At 63.6% G+C, this 19542-nt stretch carries 17 protein-coding genes; 3 read left to right on the top strand and 14 right to left on the bottom strand.

The window, feature by feature from the left end; all coding sequences use genetic code 11:
* Positions 1–3: 3 nt before the first annotated feature.
* Entirely contained in the window at positions 4–849 is an 846-nt protein-coding gene (locus ACYG9Z_RS08465) for an EamA family transporter (RefSeq protein WP_023683217.1), read from the top strand.
* A gap of 12 nt (positions 850–861) precedes the next feature.
* On the opposite strand, the gene ACYG9Z_RS08460 is transcribed toward ACYG9Z_RS08465, so the two are convergent.
* From ACYG9Z_RS08460 to ACYG9Z_RS08395, 14 genes are all read right to left on the bottom strand, one after another.
* A complete protein-coding gene (locus tag ACYG9Z_RS08460) occupies positions 862–2079 on the bottom strand; it encodes an MFS transporter (protein WP_023725203.1) in 1218 nt (405 codons plus the stop codon).
* 89 nt (positions 2080–2168) lie between these two features.
* Entirely contained in the window at positions 2169–2486 is a 318-nt protein-coding gene (locus ACYG9Z_RS08455; RefSeq protein ID WP_023725202.1) for a Dabb family protein, read from the bottom strand.
* 19 nt (positions 2487–2505) lie between these two features.
* Positions 2506–4134 (bottom strand): GMC family oxidoreductase, encoded by a 1629-nt coding sequence (locus tag ACYG9Z_RS08450; protein WP_023691834.1) that lies wholly within the window; start codon positions 4132–4134, stop codon positions 2506–2508.
* Between the two features lie 12 nt (positions 4135–4146).
* Positions 4147–4908, bottom strand: coding sequence for a 3-ketoacyl-ACP reductase (locus ACYG9Z_RS08445; RefSeq protein ID WP_023725201.1), 762 nt, complete (start codon positions 4906–4908; stop codon positions 4147–4149).
* Positions 4905–6407: a GMC oxidoreductase gene (locus ACYG9Z_RS08440; RefSeq protein ID WP_023751347.1), complete on the bottom strand. Its 1503-nt coding sequence runs from the start codon at positions 6405–6407 to the stop codon at positions 4905–4907. Before ACYG9Z_RS08440 ends, ACYG9Z_RS08445 begins: the two co-directional genes overlap by 4 nt.
* Before the next feature lie 5 nt (positions 6408–6412).
* Positions 6413–7528 (bottom strand): ABC transporter ATP-binding protein, encoded by a 1116-nt coding sequence (locus ACYG9Z_RS08435; RefSeq protein ID WP_023671180.1) that lies wholly within the window; start codon positions 7526–7528, stop codon positions 6413–6415.
* Between the two features lie 20 nt (positions 7529–7548).
* Complete coding sequence (locus ACYG9Z_RS08430; protein WP_023671181.1) at positions 7549–8508, bottom strand: carbohydrate ABC transporter permease; 960 nt, start codon at positions 8506–8508, stop codon at positions 7549–7551.
* Entirely contained in the window at positions 8505–9455 is a 951-nt protein-coding gene (locus ACYG9Z_RS08425; RefSeq protein ID WP_023671182.1) for a carbohydrate ABC transporter permease, read from the bottom strand. The genes ACYG9Z_RS08430 and ACYG9Z_RS08425 overlap by 4 nt, the downstream gene beginning before the upstream one ends.
* Positions 9456–9710: 255 nt before the next feature.
* On the bottom strand, positions 9711–10964 hold the full coding sequence (locus ACYG9Z_RS08420) for an ABC transporter substrate-binding protein (RefSeq protein WP_031243986.1): 1254 nt from the start codon (positions 10962–10964) through the stop codon (positions 9711–9713).
* Between the two features lie 58 nt (positions 10965–11022).
* The gene (locus tag ACYG9Z_RS08415) at positions 11023–12534 is read right to left on the bottom strand and encodes an aldehyde dehydrogenase family protein (protein WP_023751345.1); all 1512 of its coding nucleotides are present in this window, start codon (positions 12532–12534) and stop codon (positions 11023–11025) included.
* A gap of 10 nt (positions 12535–12544) precedes the next feature.
* The gene (locus ACYG9Z_RS08410) at positions 12545–13321 is read right to left on the bottom strand and encodes an enoyl-CoA hydratase/isomerase family protein (RefSeq protein ID WP_023683222.1); all 777 of its coding nucleotides are present in this window, start codon (positions 13319–13321) and stop codon (positions 12545–12547) included.
* Positions 13314–14915 carry an acyl CoA:acetate/3-ketoacid CoA transferase gene (locus ACYG9Z_RS08405; RefSeq protein WP_023710931.1) on the bottom strand — a complete coding sequence of 534 codons (1602 nt, stop codon included), beginning with the start codon at positions 14913–14915 and terminating at the stop codon, positions 13314–13316. Before ACYG9Z_RS08405 ends, ACYG9Z_RS08410 begins: the two co-directional genes overlap by 8 nt.
* Positions 14912–15928, bottom strand: coding sequence for a Gfo/Idh/MocA family protein (locus tag ACYG9Z_RS08400; protein WP_023751344.1), 1017 nt, complete (start codon positions 15926–15928; stop codon positions 14912–14914). Before ACYG9Z_RS08400 ends, ACYG9Z_RS08405 begins: the two co-directional genes overlap by 4 nt.
* Positions 15925–16983: a LacI family DNA-binding transcriptional regulator gene (locus ACYG9Z_RS08395; RefSeq protein ID WP_023725194.1), complete on the bottom strand. Its 1059-nt coding sequence runs from the start codon at positions 16981–16983 to the stop codon at positions 15925–15927. The genes ACYG9Z_RS08400 and ACYG9Z_RS08395 overlap by 4 nt, the downstream gene beginning before the upstream one ends.
* Positions 16984–17211: 228 nt before the next feature.
* On the opposite strand from ACYG9Z_RS08395, the gene ACYG9Z_RS08390 reads away from it, so the two are divergent.
* Both ACYG9Z_RS08390 and gmd read left to right on the top strand, forming a co-directional pair.
* Complete coding sequence (locus ACYG9Z_RS08390; RefSeq protein WP_023725193.1) at positions 17212–18366, top strand: dihydrodipicolinate synthase family protein; 1155 nt, start codon at positions 17212–17214, stop codon at positions 18364–18366.
* Between the two features lie 104 nt (positions 18367–18470).
* Positions 18471–19541: a GDP-mannose 4,6-dehydratase gene (gene gmd, locus ACYG9Z_RS08385; RefSeq protein ID WP_023701025.1), complete on the top strand. Its 1071-nt coding sequence runs from the start codon at positions 18471–18473 to the stop codon at positions 19539–19541.
* Position 19542: the final 1 nt, after the last annotated feature.

The raw sequence follows: 19542 nt of genomic DNA, 5'->3' as shown, positions 1-19542 counted from the left end.
TCGATGACGCTTTTCGTCTTCTTCGCGGTGCTTGCCGCCGCCGCCATGCACGCGATCTGGAACGCGCTGGTCAAGGTGCATCTCGATCGCTTCCTGTCGATCACGCTGATGACGCTGGGCATGGGTTTTGCCGCACTGTTCGTGCTGCCCTTCGTCGAGTTTCCAAAGGCCGCGGTATGGCCCTTTATCATCGCCTCGGTGCTCTTTCACATGGGCTACCGGACCTTCCTGATCGGCGCCTACAAGGCCGGCGATTTCGCCCAGACCTATCCGCTGGCGCGCGGCACGGCGCCGCTTTTGACCGCCCTCGGCGGCGTTGTCGTGGTGCAGGAGATGCCGGCGCCGTTCGCCATCCTCGGCATCCTGCTGCTGTCGGCCGGCACGCTGGTGATGTCGTTTCGCGGCGGCGCGCATCTGGAGCGGATCAATGTGCGGGCGGTCGGCTTTGCGCTCGGCACTTCGATCTTCATATCCAGCTATACGCTCTCCGACGGCAGCGGCGCGCGGCTGGCCGCAACGGCAACGAGCTATGCCGCATGGCTGTTCATCTGCGATGCCACGTGGGCGCTGGTGCTGTGCCTCATCTTTCGCGGGCCCAAGGCGCTGCCCGTGCTGGCGCGTGACTGGAAGGCAGGCCTGTTCACCGGCGTGCTCAGCGGCGCGGCCTACTGGATCGTCATGTGGGCGATGACCAAGGCGCCGATCGCCTCGGTGGCGTCGTTGCGCGAGACGTCGATCCTGTTTGCCATGATGATCTCGGTTTTCGCGCTCGGCGAGAAGATGACAGGCTGGCGCGGCGCCGCCGCGCTCAGCATCGTCGCCGGTGTCGTGGCCCTCAGGCTGGGCTGAGATTCTGATACTTCAGCCGAGCACCGTCATCACCTGTCCGCGCCGTTCCGGACTGAAGCGGATGACGAGGATGATGCAGACGGCGACCACGCCGGCAAACAGCGCCAGCGCGTAGCCATAGCTGCCTCCAGACGCCTCGGCGATGCCGGCCTGGTAGGGACCGCCATAGGACGCCGCGAGATTGCCGGCCTGGTAGATGAAGCCGGGCAAGGTTGCCCGCACGGCGCCGGGCGACAGCTCGTTAAGATGCACCGGGATGACTCCCCAGGCGCCCTGCACCGCGACCTGCATGACGAAGGCGCCGATGGCCAGCATGAACGGTGTCGAGCTGAAGGCCCAGAGCGGAATCGAGGGCAAGGCAATCAGGCAGGCGAGCGTTATCGCGTTGACGCGGCCGATCTTCTCCGACAGTGCGCCGAACGCCAACCCGCCGACGATGGCGCCGATATTGGCGACGATGGTGATCCAGCTCACCGTGTGCGGGTCGAAGCCATGCTGCTTCTTGAGGAAGGTCGGGTAGAGGTCCTGCGTGCCGTGGCTGAAGAAATTGAAGAACATCATCAGCACGACCGCATAGACGGCGACGCCCCAGTGCTTCTGCAGCGTTTCAAGAAGGCCAGGTCTGACGGATTTCTGCGCCTCGACGAAGGCCGGCGATTCCGGCACATGCGAGCGGATGAAGAGCACGATCAGTGCCGGCAGGAAGGAGAGCAGGAACATGGCGCGCCAGCCGATCGTGTAACCACCGATCGTCTGCTGGTAGAGCACGCCGTAAACCACGGCCGCCAGAAGGTAGCCGGTGGGATAGCCGCATTGCAGGATGCCCGAGACCATGCCGCGGGCACTGGGCGGAATGGACTCCATGGCGAGCGAACTGCCCAACCCCCATTCGCCGCCCATGGCGATGCCGAACAGAGCGCGCAGCGCGAGGAAAATGCCGAGATTGGGCGAGAAGGCAGCCAGCGCGCCGATCACCGAATAGCTGACGATGTTGAGCATCAGAATGGGCTTGCGCCCATATTTGTCGGCCAGCCTGCCGAAGAAGAAGGCGCCGATGAAGCGTGTCGCCAGCGTCAGGAACAACGCCTTGGAGACTGCCGGGACGTCGGTGTTGAATTCGGCTGCGATATCGGTGAGCAGGAAGGTCAGAAGGAAGAAATCAAAAGCGTCGAGCGTCCAGCCGAGGAAGGAGGCGAGGACGGTTTTCTTCTGCTGCGCGGTGAGAGCCACGACGTTCCTCCTAAGCGCCCCCGGAGAACGATATGTTCCTTGGGGCGCAAAAGAGAACAGGCGTCAGCCGGCTTTCGAAAGAAGCGCGGTCACTTTTTCGTAATGTCGAGATCGAACACCATCAGCCCGTCGGTGCCGCCTTCGAGCGCTGCGACCAATCGGGCGCCGGCGCGCTGATGCGCTTCATGCACGAGATAGGCGTCGCGGTCGGCGGCATCGCGGAAGTCGATGGTGAAGGCATGGCTGAAGCCGCGCGCGAACGGCTCCGGGCTGACATTGACGCTGAAATGGACCGTGTCCATGCCGTCGACAACGGAGCGCAGTGCTTCGAGATCGGCGTGGATTGCCGTGCGCTCGGTGGCGGGCACATCGCCGCGGAAGCGTACGAAGACGCAGTGTCTGATCATTGGTGGTTCTCCTAAGTGGCTATGCGGCCCGATTGCCGGAGAACACCGCCGGCGGCAGCGGCTCGCGGCCGAGGATGATGTCGGCGCCTTTTTCGCCGACCATGATGGTCGGCGCATTGGTGTTGGAGGAAGGCACGCGCGGCATCACCGAGGCATCGCAGACGCGCAGGCCCTCGATGCCGCGCAGGCGCAGGTCCGGTGTGACCACCGCCATATCGTCATGGCCCATGCGGCAAGTGCCCACAGGGTGATGGTCGGTCTTGGCGGTGCGGCAGGCATAGTCGATCAGCTCGTCATCGCTGGCGAGCGATGGTCCGGGCAGCACCTCGCGCAACACGTAAGGTGCAAGCGCCTTCTGCCGCATGATCTCGCGCGCAAGCCTGAGGCCCTTGATCGACATGGCGCGGTCATAAGGGTCCGACCAATAGTTGGGATCGATCAGCGGGTGGTCGGCCGGGTCGGCGCTGCTCAGCCGCACCGTGCCGCGCGAGCGCGGGCGCAGGAAGGCCGAGTTCAAGGTCACGCCGGGGTTCTTCAACCTCTCGACGCCGGCCTCGATGCCGGAGCCGAGTCCCAGATGAAACTGGATGTCGGGCGAGGCGGCGGTCGGATCGGCGTACCAGAAGCCGCCGGTCTCGAACAGGCTGGAGGCGACCGGCCCTTTCTTCAGCAGCAGATACTGCAAGCCGGCCCACGCGGTGCGGTGCAGCTTGGCGTAGTTGTCATAGGTGTGGTCGCCGGTGCATTCGGCGATAACGAACAAATCGAGATGGTCCTGCATGTTGGAGCCGACACCGGGCAGATCATGCACCGGCGTCACGCCGACCGATTTCAGGTGATCAGCCGGGCCGATGCCCGACTGCATCAACAGCTTCGGCGAACCGATGGCGCCGGACGAGACGATCACTTCGCGCTCGGCGCGCATGATGGTCTTCTCGCCGCCGGGTTTGTCGACGATCTCGACGCCAATGGCGCGGCCTTTCTCGACGACGATGCGGGTGACCAGCACATCGGTTCGGACCGTCAGGTTCTTGCGGGCGCGGATGGGCTTCAAATAGGCGACCGAAGCGGATGAGCGCCGGGCGTCCTTTTGGGTCAGCTGGTAGTAGCCGACGCCTTCCTGGCTAGCGCCGTTGAAATCCGGGTTGAAGGGGATGCCCATCTCTTGGCCGGCGCGGAAATAGGCCTCGCAAATCGGCAGCGGCGAAATCGGGTTCGACACGCCGAGCGGCCCCTGGTCGCCGTGAAAATCGTTGGCGAAGCGCTGGTTGTTCTCGGCGCGCTTGAAATAGGGCAGCACGTCGCGATAGCCCCAGCCCGCGAGGCCCTCTTCCTTCTCCCATGCGTCGTAGTCGCGAGCGTTGCCGCGCGTGTATATCTGGGCATTGATGGACGAGCCGCCGCCGACCACCTTCGCCTGCGTATACCAGAAGACGCGGTCCTGCATGTGCCTCTGCGGCACAGTCGACCAGCCCCAGGAAGCGATGCCCTTGGTCATCTTGGCAAAGCCCGCCGGCATGTGGATGTAGGGGTGCCAGTCCTTGCCGCCGGCCTCGAGCAGCAGCACGGAATTCGCTGGATCCTCGCTCAGCCGGTTGGCCAGAACGCAGCCGGCCGGGCCGGCACCTACGATGATGTAGTCGGTCATAACTCTATCCACCTACAGTCGAGGCACGGAGAGCGCGCCGTCGACATTGATAATCGAGCCTGTGGAAAAGCCGAGCTTGCCGGCGGCAAGCGTCGCCACCACGGCGCCGATGTCCGATGCTTCGCCCCAGCGTTTTGCCGGCACCAGGCCGCTGTCGATAAGCGCGTCGTATTTAGCTGATACGCTCGCGGTCATGTCGGTGCGAATGATGCCCGGCCGCAGTTCGAACACGCCGATGTTTTCCGGCGCAAGCCGTAGCGCCAGGTTCTTCACCCACATCGAAAGGCCGGCTTTCGAGATGCAGTAGTCGGCGCGTTCCGGCGAGGCCATATCGGCGCTGACCGAGGTGATGGTGATGATCGAGCGCGGATGATTGCTGGGAGCCGCCAGCATCGCCTTGGCGACGGCCTGGCTAAGGAAGACTGTGCCGCGCAGATTGACGTCCAGCGCACGGTCGAAATTCTCGGGCTTCAGCTCCAGCAGATCGCCGCGCACCACGGCGCCGATGCCGGCATTGTTGACGAGGCAGTCGATGCGGCTGAAGGCACGTATGGCGGCGTCGACGAGGGCCGTGTGATCCTCGAGGTTGGCGATATCACAATGGACATAGGCGAACTCCGCACCCCGTGCGGTGATGTTGGCGGCCAGTTCGTCCGGCGCTTGTTCGGCAAGGTCGGCGATCAAAATGTCGAAGCCGGCCCCGGCCAGCGCCTCGGCGCAGGCGAGCCCAATGCCGCGCGCACCGCCGGTGACGATTGCTGCGGGGCGGGTCATGCCGCGAGGTCCGTCCGGCGAATATGCTCGGCCACGCGGAGCGCCTGTGCCGCAATCGACAGCGCCGGATTCACGGCGGCAGAGTTCGGCAAAAAACTGGCGTCGACAACGAACAGGTTCGGGTGGTCGAAGGCGCGGCAGAAAGGGTCGAGCGGCGACGTCGCCGGGTCATCGCCCATTTTCACCGTGCCGCACTGGTGCGAGGGCGTGCGCTTGTCGAAGGGACGCGACAGCACGATGGGATAACCGCAGGCGCGGAAGTTCTCACGCATCACCTTGGTCAGCCCGTCCAGCGACTGCATGTTGGAGCGCCGCCATTGCATGACGATGTCCTTGCCGTCGACCATGATGCGGCTTTCCGGATCGGGCAGATCCTCGCACATCAGATACCAGTCGACGGCGCGACCGGCCATGTAATCGAGCGCGAATTTCGGCACGCGTTTGACGTTGGCCTTCAACATGTTGCCGTCGATCTTGCCGAGCAGTTGGACGTTGCCGAGCGGCTTGCCGCCTTTGCCGTCGGAGAGATAGTAGTCATTCAGCATAAGCGTCTTCTGGTAGACGCTGTCGTTCCTGCGGCGCGGATCGATCGCCAGCATGGCGCTCGAATTATGGTTCATGAAATTGCGGCCGACCTGGTCGGAGCTGTTGGCGAGGCCTTTGCCATCTGGTGAAGGCGAGCGCAGCAGGATGACGGCGGAATTGACCGCGCCGGCGGACAGGATGACCAGCTTCGGCGCGACTTTCTTCAGCTCGCCATTCTGACGGTAGTGAACGGCAGCGATGCTTTTGCCGTCGGACGACGCTTCGAGATATTCGACATGGCAGCCGGTTTCGAGCCGGATATTGCTGTCCTTGAGTGCCGCCGTCAGCGGTCCGGTCTGCGCATCGACCTTGCCCTGGGCGGTGTTGGGGAATGCGTCCCAGCCGGTCTTGCCCTCTTTCAGCCAGGTGTCGATGTCGACGCCGAGCGGCAGCGAGGCGGGGTGCAGGCCCAGTCCCTTCAGCTCGGCGCGGGCGCGCGCAATCGGCGCCTCGTCGGGCACCGGCTTGAAGGCATAGGGGATGGAGTGGAACGGTTCGGTCGGGTCCTCGCCGAGTGAACCGCGGACGCGAAACAGCTGCTCGGCTTTCGAATACCAGGGCTCGAATTCATCGTAGGAAAACGGCCATGCCGGCGAGACGCCACCGAAGTGCTCCATGGCGGCGAAATCCTCTTTGCGGTAGCGGATCAGCACCGCGCCGTAGAATTTCGAATTGCCGCCGACATAGTAGTAATTGCCGGGGTTGAAGGCGCCGCCGCCGGGCTCGCGCCACATCTCCTTCGGACGGTAGTGGCCATCGACGAAGATGGAGCGCGTGTCGCGGGCATGCGGCGTTGCCGGCAAGGGCTCGCCGCGCTCCAGCATCAGGACCGAGGCGCCGCTGCCGGCCAGGCCGGAAGCGATCGTAGCGCCGCCGATGCCGGAGCCGATGATGACGATATCGGGGCTGACCATCTCGATCAGCGGATGCGGTGTTCGGTCGCCGGATCGAAGAACACGGCCTTGGTCAGGTTGAAGGCGAGCGGCGTGCTGGTGCCCGGCTGGATGTTGGCGTCGGCCCGCAACCGCGCCACCACGCCCTTGCCGCCGAGATTGGTCACCGCGAACGTGTCGGACCCTGCCGGCTCGACCACTTCGATGTGCAGGTCGGCAGTGGCAATGTTGGAGGCGTTGCGTTCCGCGCCTTCCGGATCGGTCAGCGCTTCCGGGCGCACGCCGAAGATGATCGGCTTGCCCTGGAATGCCGAAAGACCCGCCGGCGCGTTGGCCATCGGCAGCGTGATCGGCTCGCGCGCCTCGCGCTCCAACACGACGGACAGCGCATTGCCCGACGTGGCAATGGTCGCCGGGATCAGGTTCATCGCTGGCGAACCCATGAAGTCGGCGACGAACAAATTGGTCGGGTTGTTGTAGATCTCGGCCGGGGTGCCGAACTGCTGCACCTCGCCGTCGCGCATGACGGCGATCTTGGTAGCCAGCGTCATCGCCTCGATCTGGTCGTGGGTGACGTAGACGATGGTTGTGCCGGTGGTGGCATGCAGGCGCTTGATCTCGATGCGCATGTCAACGCGCAATTTGGCGTCGAGGTTGGACAAAGGCTCGTCGAACAGGAACAGCTTGGGGTCGCGCACCAGCGCCCGGCCCATGGCGACGCGCTGGCGCTGGCCGCCGGAAAGCTGGCTCGGCTTGCGCTGCAGGAGGTGGCCGATCTGCAGGACCTTGGCCACCTTGTCGATCGCCTTTTGGCGTTCGTCGGCCGGCACGCCGCGCATCTCCATGCCGAAGGAGATGTTTCCGGCCACCGTCATGTTCGGATAGAGCGCATAGCTCTGGAACACCATGGCGATGTCGCGCTTGGATGGGTGCAGATCGTTGATGGCGCGGCCGTCGACGCGGATTTCGCCCTCGGTGATCTGCTCCAGGCCGGCAATCGTGTTGAGCAAGGTGGACTTGCCGCAGCCGGACGGGCCGACCAGCACCAGGAAGCCGCCCTTTTCGAGCTCGACATCGATGCCCTTCAGGATCTCGACATTCCCGAAGCGCTTCTTCAGCCCATCAATTTCCAGAAAAGCCATGGTCGTTCCTTCCGAATTGATCAGCCCTTGACCGCGCCAGCCATCAGCCCGCGCACGAAATAGCGGCCGGCGACGACATAGACGATCAGGGTGGGCAGAGCCGCGATCATCGCGGCCGCCATGTTGACGTTGTATTCGACGACGCCGGTCGAGGTGTTGACGACGTTGTTGAGCGCCACCGTCATCGGCATGGAGTCGCCTGTGCCGGCGTAAGCCGAAGCGAACAGGAAGTCGTTCCAGATGTTGGTGAACTGGTAGATGACGGTGACGACGAAGATCGGCATCGAGTTCGGCAGCATGATGCGGCGGAAGATCTGGAAGAAGGAGGCGCCGTCGACCTGTGCGGCCTTGATCAGCTCGTTCGGGAATGCCTCGTAATAGTTGCGGAAAAACAGTGTAGTGAAGCCGATGCCGTAGACGACATGGACGAAGACCAGGTTGACCGTCGGATTGCCGAGACCGAAACTCGTACCCGTCGCATTCTGCAGCTTCACGCCGAAACGTCCCAGGCTGCCGAGGATGGTCGCCATCGGCAGCAGCACCGACTGGAACGGAATGAAGCAGGCAAACAGCATCAGCCCGAACACCAGCGTGGCGCCGCGAAAACGCCATTTGGTCAAGACGTAGCCGTTGAGCGCGCCGAGCATGGTCGAGATCAGTACGGCTGGAACCACCATCTTGATCGAGTTCCAGAAATAGCCCTTGATGCCGGCGCAGGTGAGGCCGACGCAGGTCTCGCCCCAGGCCTTCAGCCACGGGTCGAAGGTCGGCGCCGTGGGCAACGCCAGCATGTTGCCGTTCTGGATCTCGTCCATGGTCTTGAACGAGGTCACCAGCATGACGAACAGCGGCATCAGATAAAACAGCGCAAACAGCGCCAGAAGCCCGTAGATGACGATGCGGTTGAGGGTCTTGGTGCTCATGCCGCCGGAGGCCTTTTGGGAAGCAGCGGGGCGGGCAGGGGTGGCGACAGCGCTCATCGCGGCTTCTCCCTGAGTTCCGAATAGAGATAAGGCACGATGATGGCAACGATGGTCATCAGCATGATCACGGCACTGGCCGAGCCGACGGCCATTTCGTTGCGCTTGAAGGTGTACTCATACATGAAGTTGGACGGCAGCCAGGCCGAGCCACCGGGGCCGCCGCTGGTCAGCGCCACCACGAGATCGTAGGACTTGATGGCAAGGTGCGCGAGCACGATGAAGGCCGACAGGAAGATTGGCCGCAGCAGCGGAATGACGATGCGGCGGTAGAGCTGGAAGGTGGTGGCACCGTCGATCTGCGCCGCCTTCATGATCTCGCCGTCAATGCCACGCAGGCCGGCCAGGAACATCGCCATGATGAAGCCGGAGGCCTGCCAGACGCCGGCAATGACCACCGTGTAGATGACGAAATCCTTGTTCTTGATCCAGTCGAAATGGAAGCTCGTCCAGCCCCACTGATGCAAGGTCTGCTCAAGACCGAGGCCGGGGTCGAGGAACCATTTCCAGGCGACGCCGGTGACGATGAAGGACAGCGCCATCGGGTAGAGATAGATCGGCCGCAACACGCCTTCGCCGCGAATCTTCTGGTCGAGCAGGATGGCCAGGAACAGGCCGAGCGCCAGGCAGATGGCGATGTAGAGAAAGCCAAAAATGCCCATATTGACGATCGACGTGTACCAGCTCGATGGCGGGTCGGAGTCGAACGTCCAGCCCCACAGCCGTAGATACGCGCGTGGTCCGGTAATGACATAGGACGGGAAGGTCTTGGAATTGGTGAAGGACAGATAGACTGTCCACAGGATGAAGCCATAGACGAAGACGATGGTGATGGCGAAGCTCGGCGCCAGCACGATCTTCGGCAGCGCGTCCTGCAGTCGCGCGCGCACGGAGGGGCGAGACCGCTCGGGTGTCAGCTTGATCTGGGTCGTCGCTACACTGCTCATGAGGCTCCTCCCGTTCGGGTCGTCCGTGCTCTGCCGTCAGGCGGCAAGGCGGCCCCGTGCATACGGGTCTCTGGTCGGCATGGTGTTCAAGAGTGCTTTCACCGTTTCACGGAAACGGCGAACCTCTCTAACTCTTTCTTTTACGCAATTCCGGCCGGAAAACCGCTCACACTTTTCCTGGAATTGCGCCAGCTGGCCAATCCTTAGGTGACACCTTCCCCGCCGAAGCGGGGAAGGTGTGTTTCTGGCCAGCGCTTACTTGGCGTCGTCGATTGCCTTGACCAGTTCGGTCACGGCTTCGTCCGAGGTCTTGATCTGACCGTGGACGAACTTCGAAACGACGTCCTTGTAGGCATTGGCGACCGCCGGAGGCGCGCCATAGCCCTGGGCAAGCGAGCCGAACAGTGTGCCGCCTTCGTTGGCAGCCTTCAGGTCGGCGATGCCCTTCTTGCCGCACGCGTCGAAGTCGGTGTCCGGAACGTCGGTACGGGCGGGAACCGAACCCTTGACGACGTTGAAGGCCGACTGGAAGCTCTTCGACAGGGTGGCGGTAGCCAACGCGACCTGGGCGGCCTTGCGGTCCTCCGGAACGTTGAACATGCCGAACATGTCGGAGTTGTAGACCACCGAGCCTTCCGTGCCCGGGAAGCGATAGCACAGGAAGTCGGTGCCCGGCGTTTTCTTGGCGGCGTTGAACTCGCCCTTGGCCCAGTCACCCATCACCTGCACCAGGGCATCGCCCTTGATGACCATGGCGGTGGCAAGGTTCCAGTCGCGGCCCGAGAAGTTCGGGTCGACATAGGTGACGAGCTTGGCGAGGTTGTCGAACGACTTCTTCATCGTGTCCGACTTGAGGGACTCGTCGTCGAGGTCGTTGAAGGCCTTCTTGTAGAACTCAGGTCCGCCGGTCGACAGCACAACCGAGTCGAACATGGTGGCTTCCTGCCAGTTCTGGCCGCCAAGGGCGAGCGGAATGACGCCAGCCGCCTTGGCTTTGTCGAGCAGGGCGACGAAGTCGTCGAAGGTCTTTGGCTCGGTGCCGCCGATCTTGTCCATCACCGCCTTGTTGATCCACAGCCAGTTGACGGAGTGGACGTTGACTGGAGCAGCGACCCACTTGCCGTCATAGACGGAGAACTTCTGCAGGGCTGCCGGAACCGACTTGTCCCAGCCTTCCTTCTTCGCCGTCTCGGTCAGGTCGCCCATGACGCCGGCCGCCGCATAGTCGAGCACGGTGTAGCCGAGCATCTGCGACGCGGTCGGGTAATTGCCGGCCGCGACCATCGCCTTCAGCGCAGTCATGGCGGCGTCGCCGCCACCACCGGCCACCGGCACGTCCTTCCAGGCATAGCCTTCCTTGGCAAGGTCGCCCTTGAGGACGTTGAGAGCAGCCGCTTCGCCGCCCGACGTCCACCAATGCAGCATCTGCACTTCCTTGACGTCCTCGGCATGGGCCGAGAAAGCAAAGGCCGTCGCCAGAGCCGTTCCGATAAGCAGTTTGCGCAACATGTTCTACCTCCCTTGTTGCATTACATGACCGGTGGAAGCCCACCGGGTTCTTCCAAACTCAGCCGACCCACCAACCGGTGCGCTGGCCGCGATGAAACTGGATTGTCTTTTCCTCGGTATAATCTTCGACAGCGCGTTTGCCGAGTTCGCGTCCGATGCCGGACTGCTTGTAGCCCCCGAATGGCAACTCGGGAAAGCCTTCCATGAATGTGTTCACCCAAACGGTCCCCGAACGCACACCACGCGCCACCGACATACAAGTGTCGATGCTGGCGCTCCACACCCCTGCCGACAGACCATAGGGCGTGTTGTTGGCGATGTGCAACGCCTTTTCAATCGATCCAAAAGTCAGCACGGAGAGCACCGGGCCGAACACTTCCTCGCGCGCAATAGCCATGTCTTCGGTAACGCCGCGGATGATGGTCGGATCGAGGTAGTGGCCGGCATTGGACGCCAATTGGCCGCCACCGCTATAGACATTGCTGCCGTCTTTTGCTGCCGCCACGACGTAATCCGCCACCTTGGTCAGATGGTCGGCGGAAATCATCGCGCCAACCTTGGTTCGGTCGTCGAGTGGGTCGCCGACCGTTACCTTGGCGGTCAGGGCCTTGACAGTGGCGAGGAAATCGTCGGCGATGGCTTCATGCACGATCAGCCGACTGCCGGCATTGCAGCATTCGCCGGCGTTGAAGAAGCCGCCGAACACTGCTGCGTCAGCGGCCGCCTCGAGATCGGCATCGGGGAAGACGATCTGGCCGTTCTTGCCGCCGAGCTCCATCGAGACTTTCTTCAGCGACTGCGCGGCGGAAGCCATGGTCATCTTGCCGACGCGGGTAGAGCCGGTGAACGACACCATTTCCACCAGCGGATGGCTGACCATCGGCCCCCCGACATCGGCGCCGAGGCCGGCCAGGATGTTGACGACGCCCGCGGGCAGGCCGGCCTGCATCAGGATGTCGCCGAGCACGAAGGTCGAGGCCGAGGTCATTTCGCTCGGCTTGACCACCGCGGTGCAGCCGGCGGCGAGCGCGAAGGGCAGTTTCTGGCTGACGATCAAGAACGGGAAATTCCACGGGGTGATGATCGAGACGACGCCGATCGGCTCGCGCAGGACGACGCCCAGCATGGCGTCGCCGAGATTGGCGTAGCTCTCGCCGTGCAGCGTGCGGGCGAGCGAGGCGGCATAGCGCCAGATGTCGATGGCGCCGCCGATCTCGCCGCGCGCCTGGGCGATCGGCTTGCCGGATTCCAGCGCATCGAGTCGGGCGATGTCTTCGAGCTGGGCCTCGATCAGGTCGGCCGTCTTGAGCAGGATGGCTGCGCGCTCGGCCGCCTTCGTGCGCGGCCACGGGCCGGTCTCGAATGCCTTGTGCGCGGCCTGCATGGCCGCCTCCACCTCGGCCTCGCCGGCCTGCGCATAGCGCGAAACGGTGAAGCCATGGCCGGGGCTGTTGCGCGCAATCGTGCGGCCGTCACGGGCATCGACATGCTTGCCGTCGATCAGCAGCTTGTAAGCCTTCGGCGCCTTGGACGCCTCGGCCGGCATGGAAATGTTGAGCGGTGCGTTCATCATGCTTTCTCTAAGATCTGGAAAAGGCCGGCCTCTGCTTGGCCTTGAAGGCGCTCACGCCGGCTTTGAGGTCGCCGGTCAGCGCAACGAAGCCGCTGGCGAGCGCCTCGGTGGCGGCCGCACTTTCCTCGCCTTCGGCGACTGCGATCATCAGCTTGGCGGCTTCGGTTGCGAGCGGCCCGCGCCCGGCGATTTTTTCGGCCCAAGTCCTGGCCTCTGCCAGCGCCTGGCCGGTCTCGACCACGCGGTCAACGACGCCGAGGGCAAGCGCGTCGGAGGCGGCAAAGAGCTCGCCGCCGAGTGCCATGCGGCGCACGATCTGGGCCCCAAAGCGGCGCACGGCGCGCTGCGTGCCGGACCAACCGGGGACGACGCCGATCGATGTCTCGGGGAAGCCGAGCTTCACCTGCGTTTCGGCGACACGGAAGTCGCAGGCGACCGCCAGCTCCAGCCCGCCACCCAGCGCATGGCCGGAAAGCACCGCGATGGTCGGCTGCCGCAGCCGCGCCAGTCGGTCGAAGACACGGTGGCCGTAGCGCACCCATTGCACCTGAAAGTCGGCAGCGCTCATTTGTGCCCAGGCCTCGACGTCGCCGCCGGCGCAAAAGCCTTTGCCTTCGCCGCGGATCAGCACGACGCGCACACCTTCAGCCATTTCGGCTTCGTCGAGCGCTGTCTCGAGCGCGCGCAGCATCGGAATGTCCAGCGCGTTGAACTTCTCCGGCCGGCGCAGCGTGACGATGCCGATGGCGCCGTCCTGCTCGAAGGTGACGAGGCGCTCAGCCATGCGCGCCTCCGAGAGAAGCGCCACCATTCAGCGACAGGCCGATCGGCCGGTCCTGATAGAGAGCCGCCGGCGTGAACTTGAGATCGTTGGCGATGCCGAGCGGAATCTCTGACTGCGCCAGCACATCGCGTTCGAGGTCGATGCCGGGCGCCAGTTCCGTCACCATCAGACCGTCCGGCGTCAGCTTCATCACGCAGCGCTCGGTGACGTAGGTGATGTCCTGCCCTTGCGCGACGGCGCGCTTGCCGGAGAAGGAGATGTGTTCGACCTCGTTAACCACCTTCTTGACCTTGCCTTCTGCATCGATGCGGATGCCGCCATCGGCGAGCGACAGTTTTGCGCCGGCATTGAAGAAGCCGGAGAAGACGATCTTTTTCGCCCGTGCCGTGATGTCGACAAAGCCGCCGGCCCCGGCGGTGACATGTGGCCGGGCCGAGAGTTTCGACACGTTGACGGAGCCATGGCGGTCGATCTGCAAGAAGGAGAGCAGCGAGGCATCGAAGCCGCCGGCCTGGAAATAGATGAACTGGTGCGGCGAGGGCATGATCGCTTCGGCATTGGAAGCGCAGCCGAACTTGAAGTCGAGCAGCGGCACGCCGCCGACGGCGCCCTGCTCGATCACCCAGGTGACCTTGCCGTGCTGGCCTTCCTCGAGAAGGATACGCGGCACGTTTGCCGAGATGCCGAAGCCAATGTTGACCGCCATGCCGTCGCGCAATTCCATGGCGACGCGGCGCGCGATTACTTTCTGGACGTTCATCTCAGCGTTGCGGAAGCTGGACAACGGCCGGAAGATCTCGCCCGAAATCGCCGGGTCGTAAGGCGTCAACGTCGTCTGCAACTGGTCCGGCGCCACCACGATGTGGTCGACCAGGACGCCGGGCACGCGCACGTCATGCGGCTTCAGCGTGCCGTTCTCGACGACGCGCTTGACCTGCGCAATGACGATGCCGCCATTGTTGCGGGCGGCGAGCGCCTGTTCGAGGCCGCCCAAATAGGCGCCTTCATGCTCGTAAGTGAGGTTGCCGCGCTCGTCGGCGGTGGTGGCGCGGATGATCGAAACGTTGGGCACGATCGAGCGGAAATAGAGCCATTCCTCGCCGTCGAACTGCTGCACCGAGACGATCGGCTCGCTTGCAGCCTCATTCATGGCGCAGCCCTGGTGGCGCGGGTCGGCAAAAGTGTCGAGGCCGACCTTGGTCAGCACGCCCGGCCGCTTGGCGGCAGCTTCGCGGTGCATGTCGAACAGGATGCCGGACGGCACATTGTAGGCGGCGACCGAATTGTCGCCGATCATCTTCCATATCTGCGGCGGCTCGGACGAGGAGGGGCCCGAGGGATAGGAGCCGCAGAGCGTGCGCTTCAACAGGCCAGGCTTAGCCAGATGGTCGATGCCCTTGATGCCATACATGTCGCCGGCGGCGATCGGATGCAGCGTGGTGATGTCTTTCGGATGGCCTTCAGCGTCGAAGCGCTGGCCGATGGCAGCCAGCACGGCATCCGGGCAGCCGAGGCCGCTCGATGACGAGACGGAGACGGTCATGCCGTCCTTGATGAGGCTGGCGGCCTGCTGAGCGGAGACGAGCTTGCTCACTTGGCGCTCCCGAGTTTCGGCTCGATGGCAACCGCCTTGCCGGATTTCCCGGACAGCAACGCTGCTTCGGCGCAGGCTAGTGACCAGACGCCGTCCTCGCCGGTTGCGGAGGGCTGGCCCGCGCCGCTAATAGCGGCATGGAACTGGCGCAGCGACCTGACGTAGAGGTCTTCGCGGTCGAAGCTCAGTTCCTCCTCGCCCTTGGCGGTGCGTAGCAGCACCGAACCGACCGGCTTCTGCGTCATCACATTTTTAGCGATCAGCGAGCCTTCGGAACCATGCACCTCGAAGCCGGTATCGGCGAACTTCGTGGTGAAGCCTTCATGCGACTGGGCAATCAAACCGGACCTGAAGCGCCAGATGCACATGGCACCGTCTTCCAGCCCGCTGCCGGCCAGGCCGGCCGACTGGGTGAAGGCCGAAATCTCGATCGGGTCGTCGCCGAGCACGAAGCGCAGCGTGTCGGCATCATGCACGGTGATGTCGAGCACCACGCCGCCGCCGGCCTCAGGCTTGGTAATGCGCCAGCCCTGCAGGTTTTCCGGCAAATAGACGGAATGGAAGACGCGCGCGGCAATCGGCTTGCCGATATGGCCGGCTGATATGGCGTCGCGCATGGCGCGGTGGGCGCCGGCATTGCGCAGATGATGATTGGTGCCAAGCACGACACCGGCTTCCTTGGCGGCGGCGACCATTGTGCGCGCATCAGTGCTGTTCAGCGCCAGCGGCTTTTCGCACAGAACATGCTTTCCCGCCTTGATCGCAGCCAATGCCTGTTCGAGATGCAGTTCATTGGTGGTCGAGATGTAGACGGCGTCGATGTCGGCGCTGAGCAGGTCATCGAGCGTCGAGACGGCAAGCGGGATGTTGTGTTCATCGGCATAGGTCTTGGCGCGCTCCGGGCTGGAGCTCATCACCGCTGATATTTCGCCACCCTCTTGCGCGCGAATGGCGTTGATCATGAACTGTTTGGCGATCGTGCTGGCGCCGATCAGTCCCCATTTGACGCTCATGCCGCGTCTCCCATTCCTGCTGATGTGTCCTGGGTGCCGCGATCGGGACCGCAGCTGTCCCTGACGACCAGATTGACGGCGCCGATATGGTCCTCGGCATGCGTGATGCGCGACTGGATCATCTTCAGCATGACGTGGGCGGCGCGTTCGCCGAGGCCGGGTGTGTCCACCGAGACGCTGGTCAGCGCCGGCATATAATGCTCGGCCTCGACCACGTCGTCGAAGCCGACGACGGCAAAGTCCGCGCCGGGCTCCAGCCCGCGCTTGCGCAGCGCCAGCATGACGCCGAAGGCGACGGCATCGTTGAAGCACAGTGCCGCCGTCGGCGGCTCGGCCATGGCAAGGGCGGTTTCCAGGCACGCGATGCCGCCCCTGCGGCTGGTCTCGCCTTCGACGACAAGCACGTCGCGCCTGGCAATGCCCAATGTTTCGCAAGCTTCACGAAAACCGCCCAGGCGCTCCTGATAGACGACCAGGTCGGAGGTGCCGCCGAAGAAGGCCAGCCGGCGATGGCCCTTGCCGATCAGATGGGCGGCGGCGAGATACGCGCCGCGATGGTTGTCAGGAGCGATCACCGGGATGCGGCTGTCCGGCAGGCGGCGCATGGCGAAGACGACCGGCACGCCCGCCATCTCGAGGCGACGGAAGGCGCCCGGCGTGGTGCCGCGTGCCGGTGACACGATCAGGCCTGCGACGCCCTGTTCCATCAGCGACTTCAGCACTTCTTCCTGGCGCACCGGGTTCTCCGCCGTGTTGGCGATGAAGGGCACGATGCCGGCCGACTGGAAGACGCGCTCCATGCCGACCGCCAGCTCGGCGAAAAAGGGGTTGGTGAGATCGTTGATGACCATGCCGATGACGTTGGAATGGGCTTTGCGCAGATTGGCGGCGCCGCGGTTGTAGACATAGCCGACATCCTCGATCGCCTTGCGAACCTTGACCGCGGTTTCAGGCCGGATCAGCCCTGAGCCTTGCAGCACAAGCGACACCGTCGATTTGGACACACCAGCCTCGCGGGCGATGTCCAGGATCGTTGCCTTGGCCCGGCTGGCCATGTCGGTGGTTTCCTCCGCTTAGATGGGCAAATCTATTGGAACGTTCTAATCACTCTGCCAACCGAGAGTCAATCGGGATTCTTGCGGAGGTCGAAAAGGTGATGAATGTGGTTCCTAGCAAGGACTCTTAGCCTTCTTGGCATTTGGACCGGTTCAATCGCCGCAATCATAAAGGTTCTTGATTTATTGGAACGTTCCATTTATAGGATGCCGAAAACGGAGGTTGCCATGGATATCACCCTGCCTACGCAGAATGGCGGCCGCGTCAGCTACAAGCTCGCGGGCAGTCCGGTCGAGCCCGTAATCGGTGCGGTTTTCCCGCGCATCGCCTATGCCGCGGCCCACGTCGTCGCCGATCCTTTCGCGATGACCGACCCCTGGTCGAAGCCTGCGGTCGATTGGGACAAGACGATGGCGTTTCGGCATCATTTGTGGCGGCTTGGCTTCCGCATCGCCGAGGCGATGGACACCTCCCAGCGCGGCATGGGTTTCGACTGGGCGAATGCGCAGGAATTGATCCGCCGCTCGATCGCCGAGGCGCGCAGCGTCGAAGGCGCAGACCTCTCCTCGGGCGCCGGCACCGATCATCTGGCGCCGGCCAATTCGAGATCACTCGAAGATGTGATCGCCGCCTATGAGGAGCAGTTCGCTTTCATTGAAGGCGAGGGCGGCAAGGCGATCATGATGGCCAGCCGGGCGCTGGCAGCGGTCGCAAAGGGTCCGGACGACTATATCAGGGTCTACGATCGCATCCTCAGCCAGGCATCCGGCAAGGTCATCCTGCACTGGCTGGGCGACATGTTCGATCCTGCACTGAAAGGTTATTGGGGCAGCGGCAATTTCGAGGCCGCGCTCGACACCGTCGTCGCCATCATCGAGCGCCATGCCGGCAAGGTCGAGGGGATAAAGATTTCCCTGCTCGATGCCGGCAAGGAAGTTGCCTTGCGCAACCGGTTGCCGGAAGGCGTCGTCATGTTCACCGGCGACGATTTCAACTATCCCGAACTGATTGCCGGCGACGGGAAGCGGCACTCGCACGCCTTGCTCGGCATATTCGACGCCATCGCGCCAGTCGCCAGTGCGGCGCTCGCGAAACTGGCTGACGGCGACCGCGCCGGATTTGACGCGCTGATGGCGCCGACAGTGCCGTTGTCGCGCAAGATCTTCGAGGCGCCGACGGAGTATTACAAGGCCGGCATCGTCTTCATGGCCTGGCTCAACGGCCATCAGGACCATTTCGCCATGGTCGGCGGCATGCAGTCGGCGCGCGGCATCCTGCACTATGCCGACATCTTCCGCCTTGCCGACCAGGCAGGGTTGCTCGCCGATCCCGAGCTTGCGCTGGCCAGGATGAAGCATTTCTGCGCGGTTGCAGGTGCCTGAGAACGACACAATCGCTGGCTGAAACCTGTCCCCCGTATGGGGGATTTGCGTTCTCGCGCCAAATCTGTATTCGGTTGCCGGGATTGGATGCGGACGGAGCGGCAATGACGGAAAAAGTGGCGCTCATCACCGGGGTTACCGGGCAGGACGGGGCCTATCTCGCAGAATTGCTTCTGCAGAAGGGCTATATTGTCCATGGCGTCAAACGCCGCTCGTCCTCGTTCAACACCGAGCGCGTTGACGACATCTATGTCGATCCGCACGAGCGCGGTGCGCGTTTCTTCCTGCATTATGGCGACCTGACCGACGCGACCAACCTTATTCGCCTGGTGCAGGAGACACAGCCCGGCGAGATCTACAATCTCGGCGCCCAGAGTCATGTCCAGGTGAGTTTCGAGACGCCGGAATACACCGGCAATGCCGATGCGCTGGGAACACTCAGGCTGCTCGAGGCGATCCGCATCCTGCGCCTGGAGAAGTCGGTGCGCTTCTATCAGGCATCGACGTCGGAGCTTTACGGCAAGGCGCGCGAGGTCCCGCAAAGCGAGGCGACGCCCTTCCATCCGCGCTCGCCCTATGCCGCGGCCAAGCTTTACGCCTACTGGATCACGGTCAACTACCGCGAGGCTTACGGCATGTTCGCCGCCAACGGCATCCTGTTCAACCACGAAAGCCCGACACGCGGCGAGACCTTCGTCACCCGCAAGATTACGCGGGCCGTCGCCTCGATCCATCATGGCCTGCAGGACACGCTCTATCTCGGCAATCTCGACGCCAAGCGTGATTGGGGCCATGCGCGCGACTATGTGGAGGGCATGTGGCGCATTCTGCAGCACAGCGAAGCCGACGATTTCGTGCTGGCGACCGGCGAGGCGCATTCGGTGCGCGAATTCGTCGAGCTGGCGTTTGCCGAGACCGGCCGCACCATCCGCTGGCAAGGCGAGGGTGTCGATGAAGTCGGTGTCGATGCCGGTTCGGGCACTGTCCTGGTGCGCATCGATCCGCGCTATTTCCGGCCGACCGAGGTCGACCTGCTGCTCGGCGACCCCGCCAAGGCCAAAGCCAGGCTGGGGTGGTCGCACACGACCGGCTTCAGGGATCTGGTGGCGGAAATGGTGCAGGCCGATCTGGCGCGCACCGCCGGCGGCACGCGGCAGAACAGCCGTTCTGCGTGAG

The organism is Mesorhizobium sp. RSR380A (genome assembly GCF_054719385.1).
This window is presented reverse-complemented; position numbering and strand designations above follow the sequence as displayed.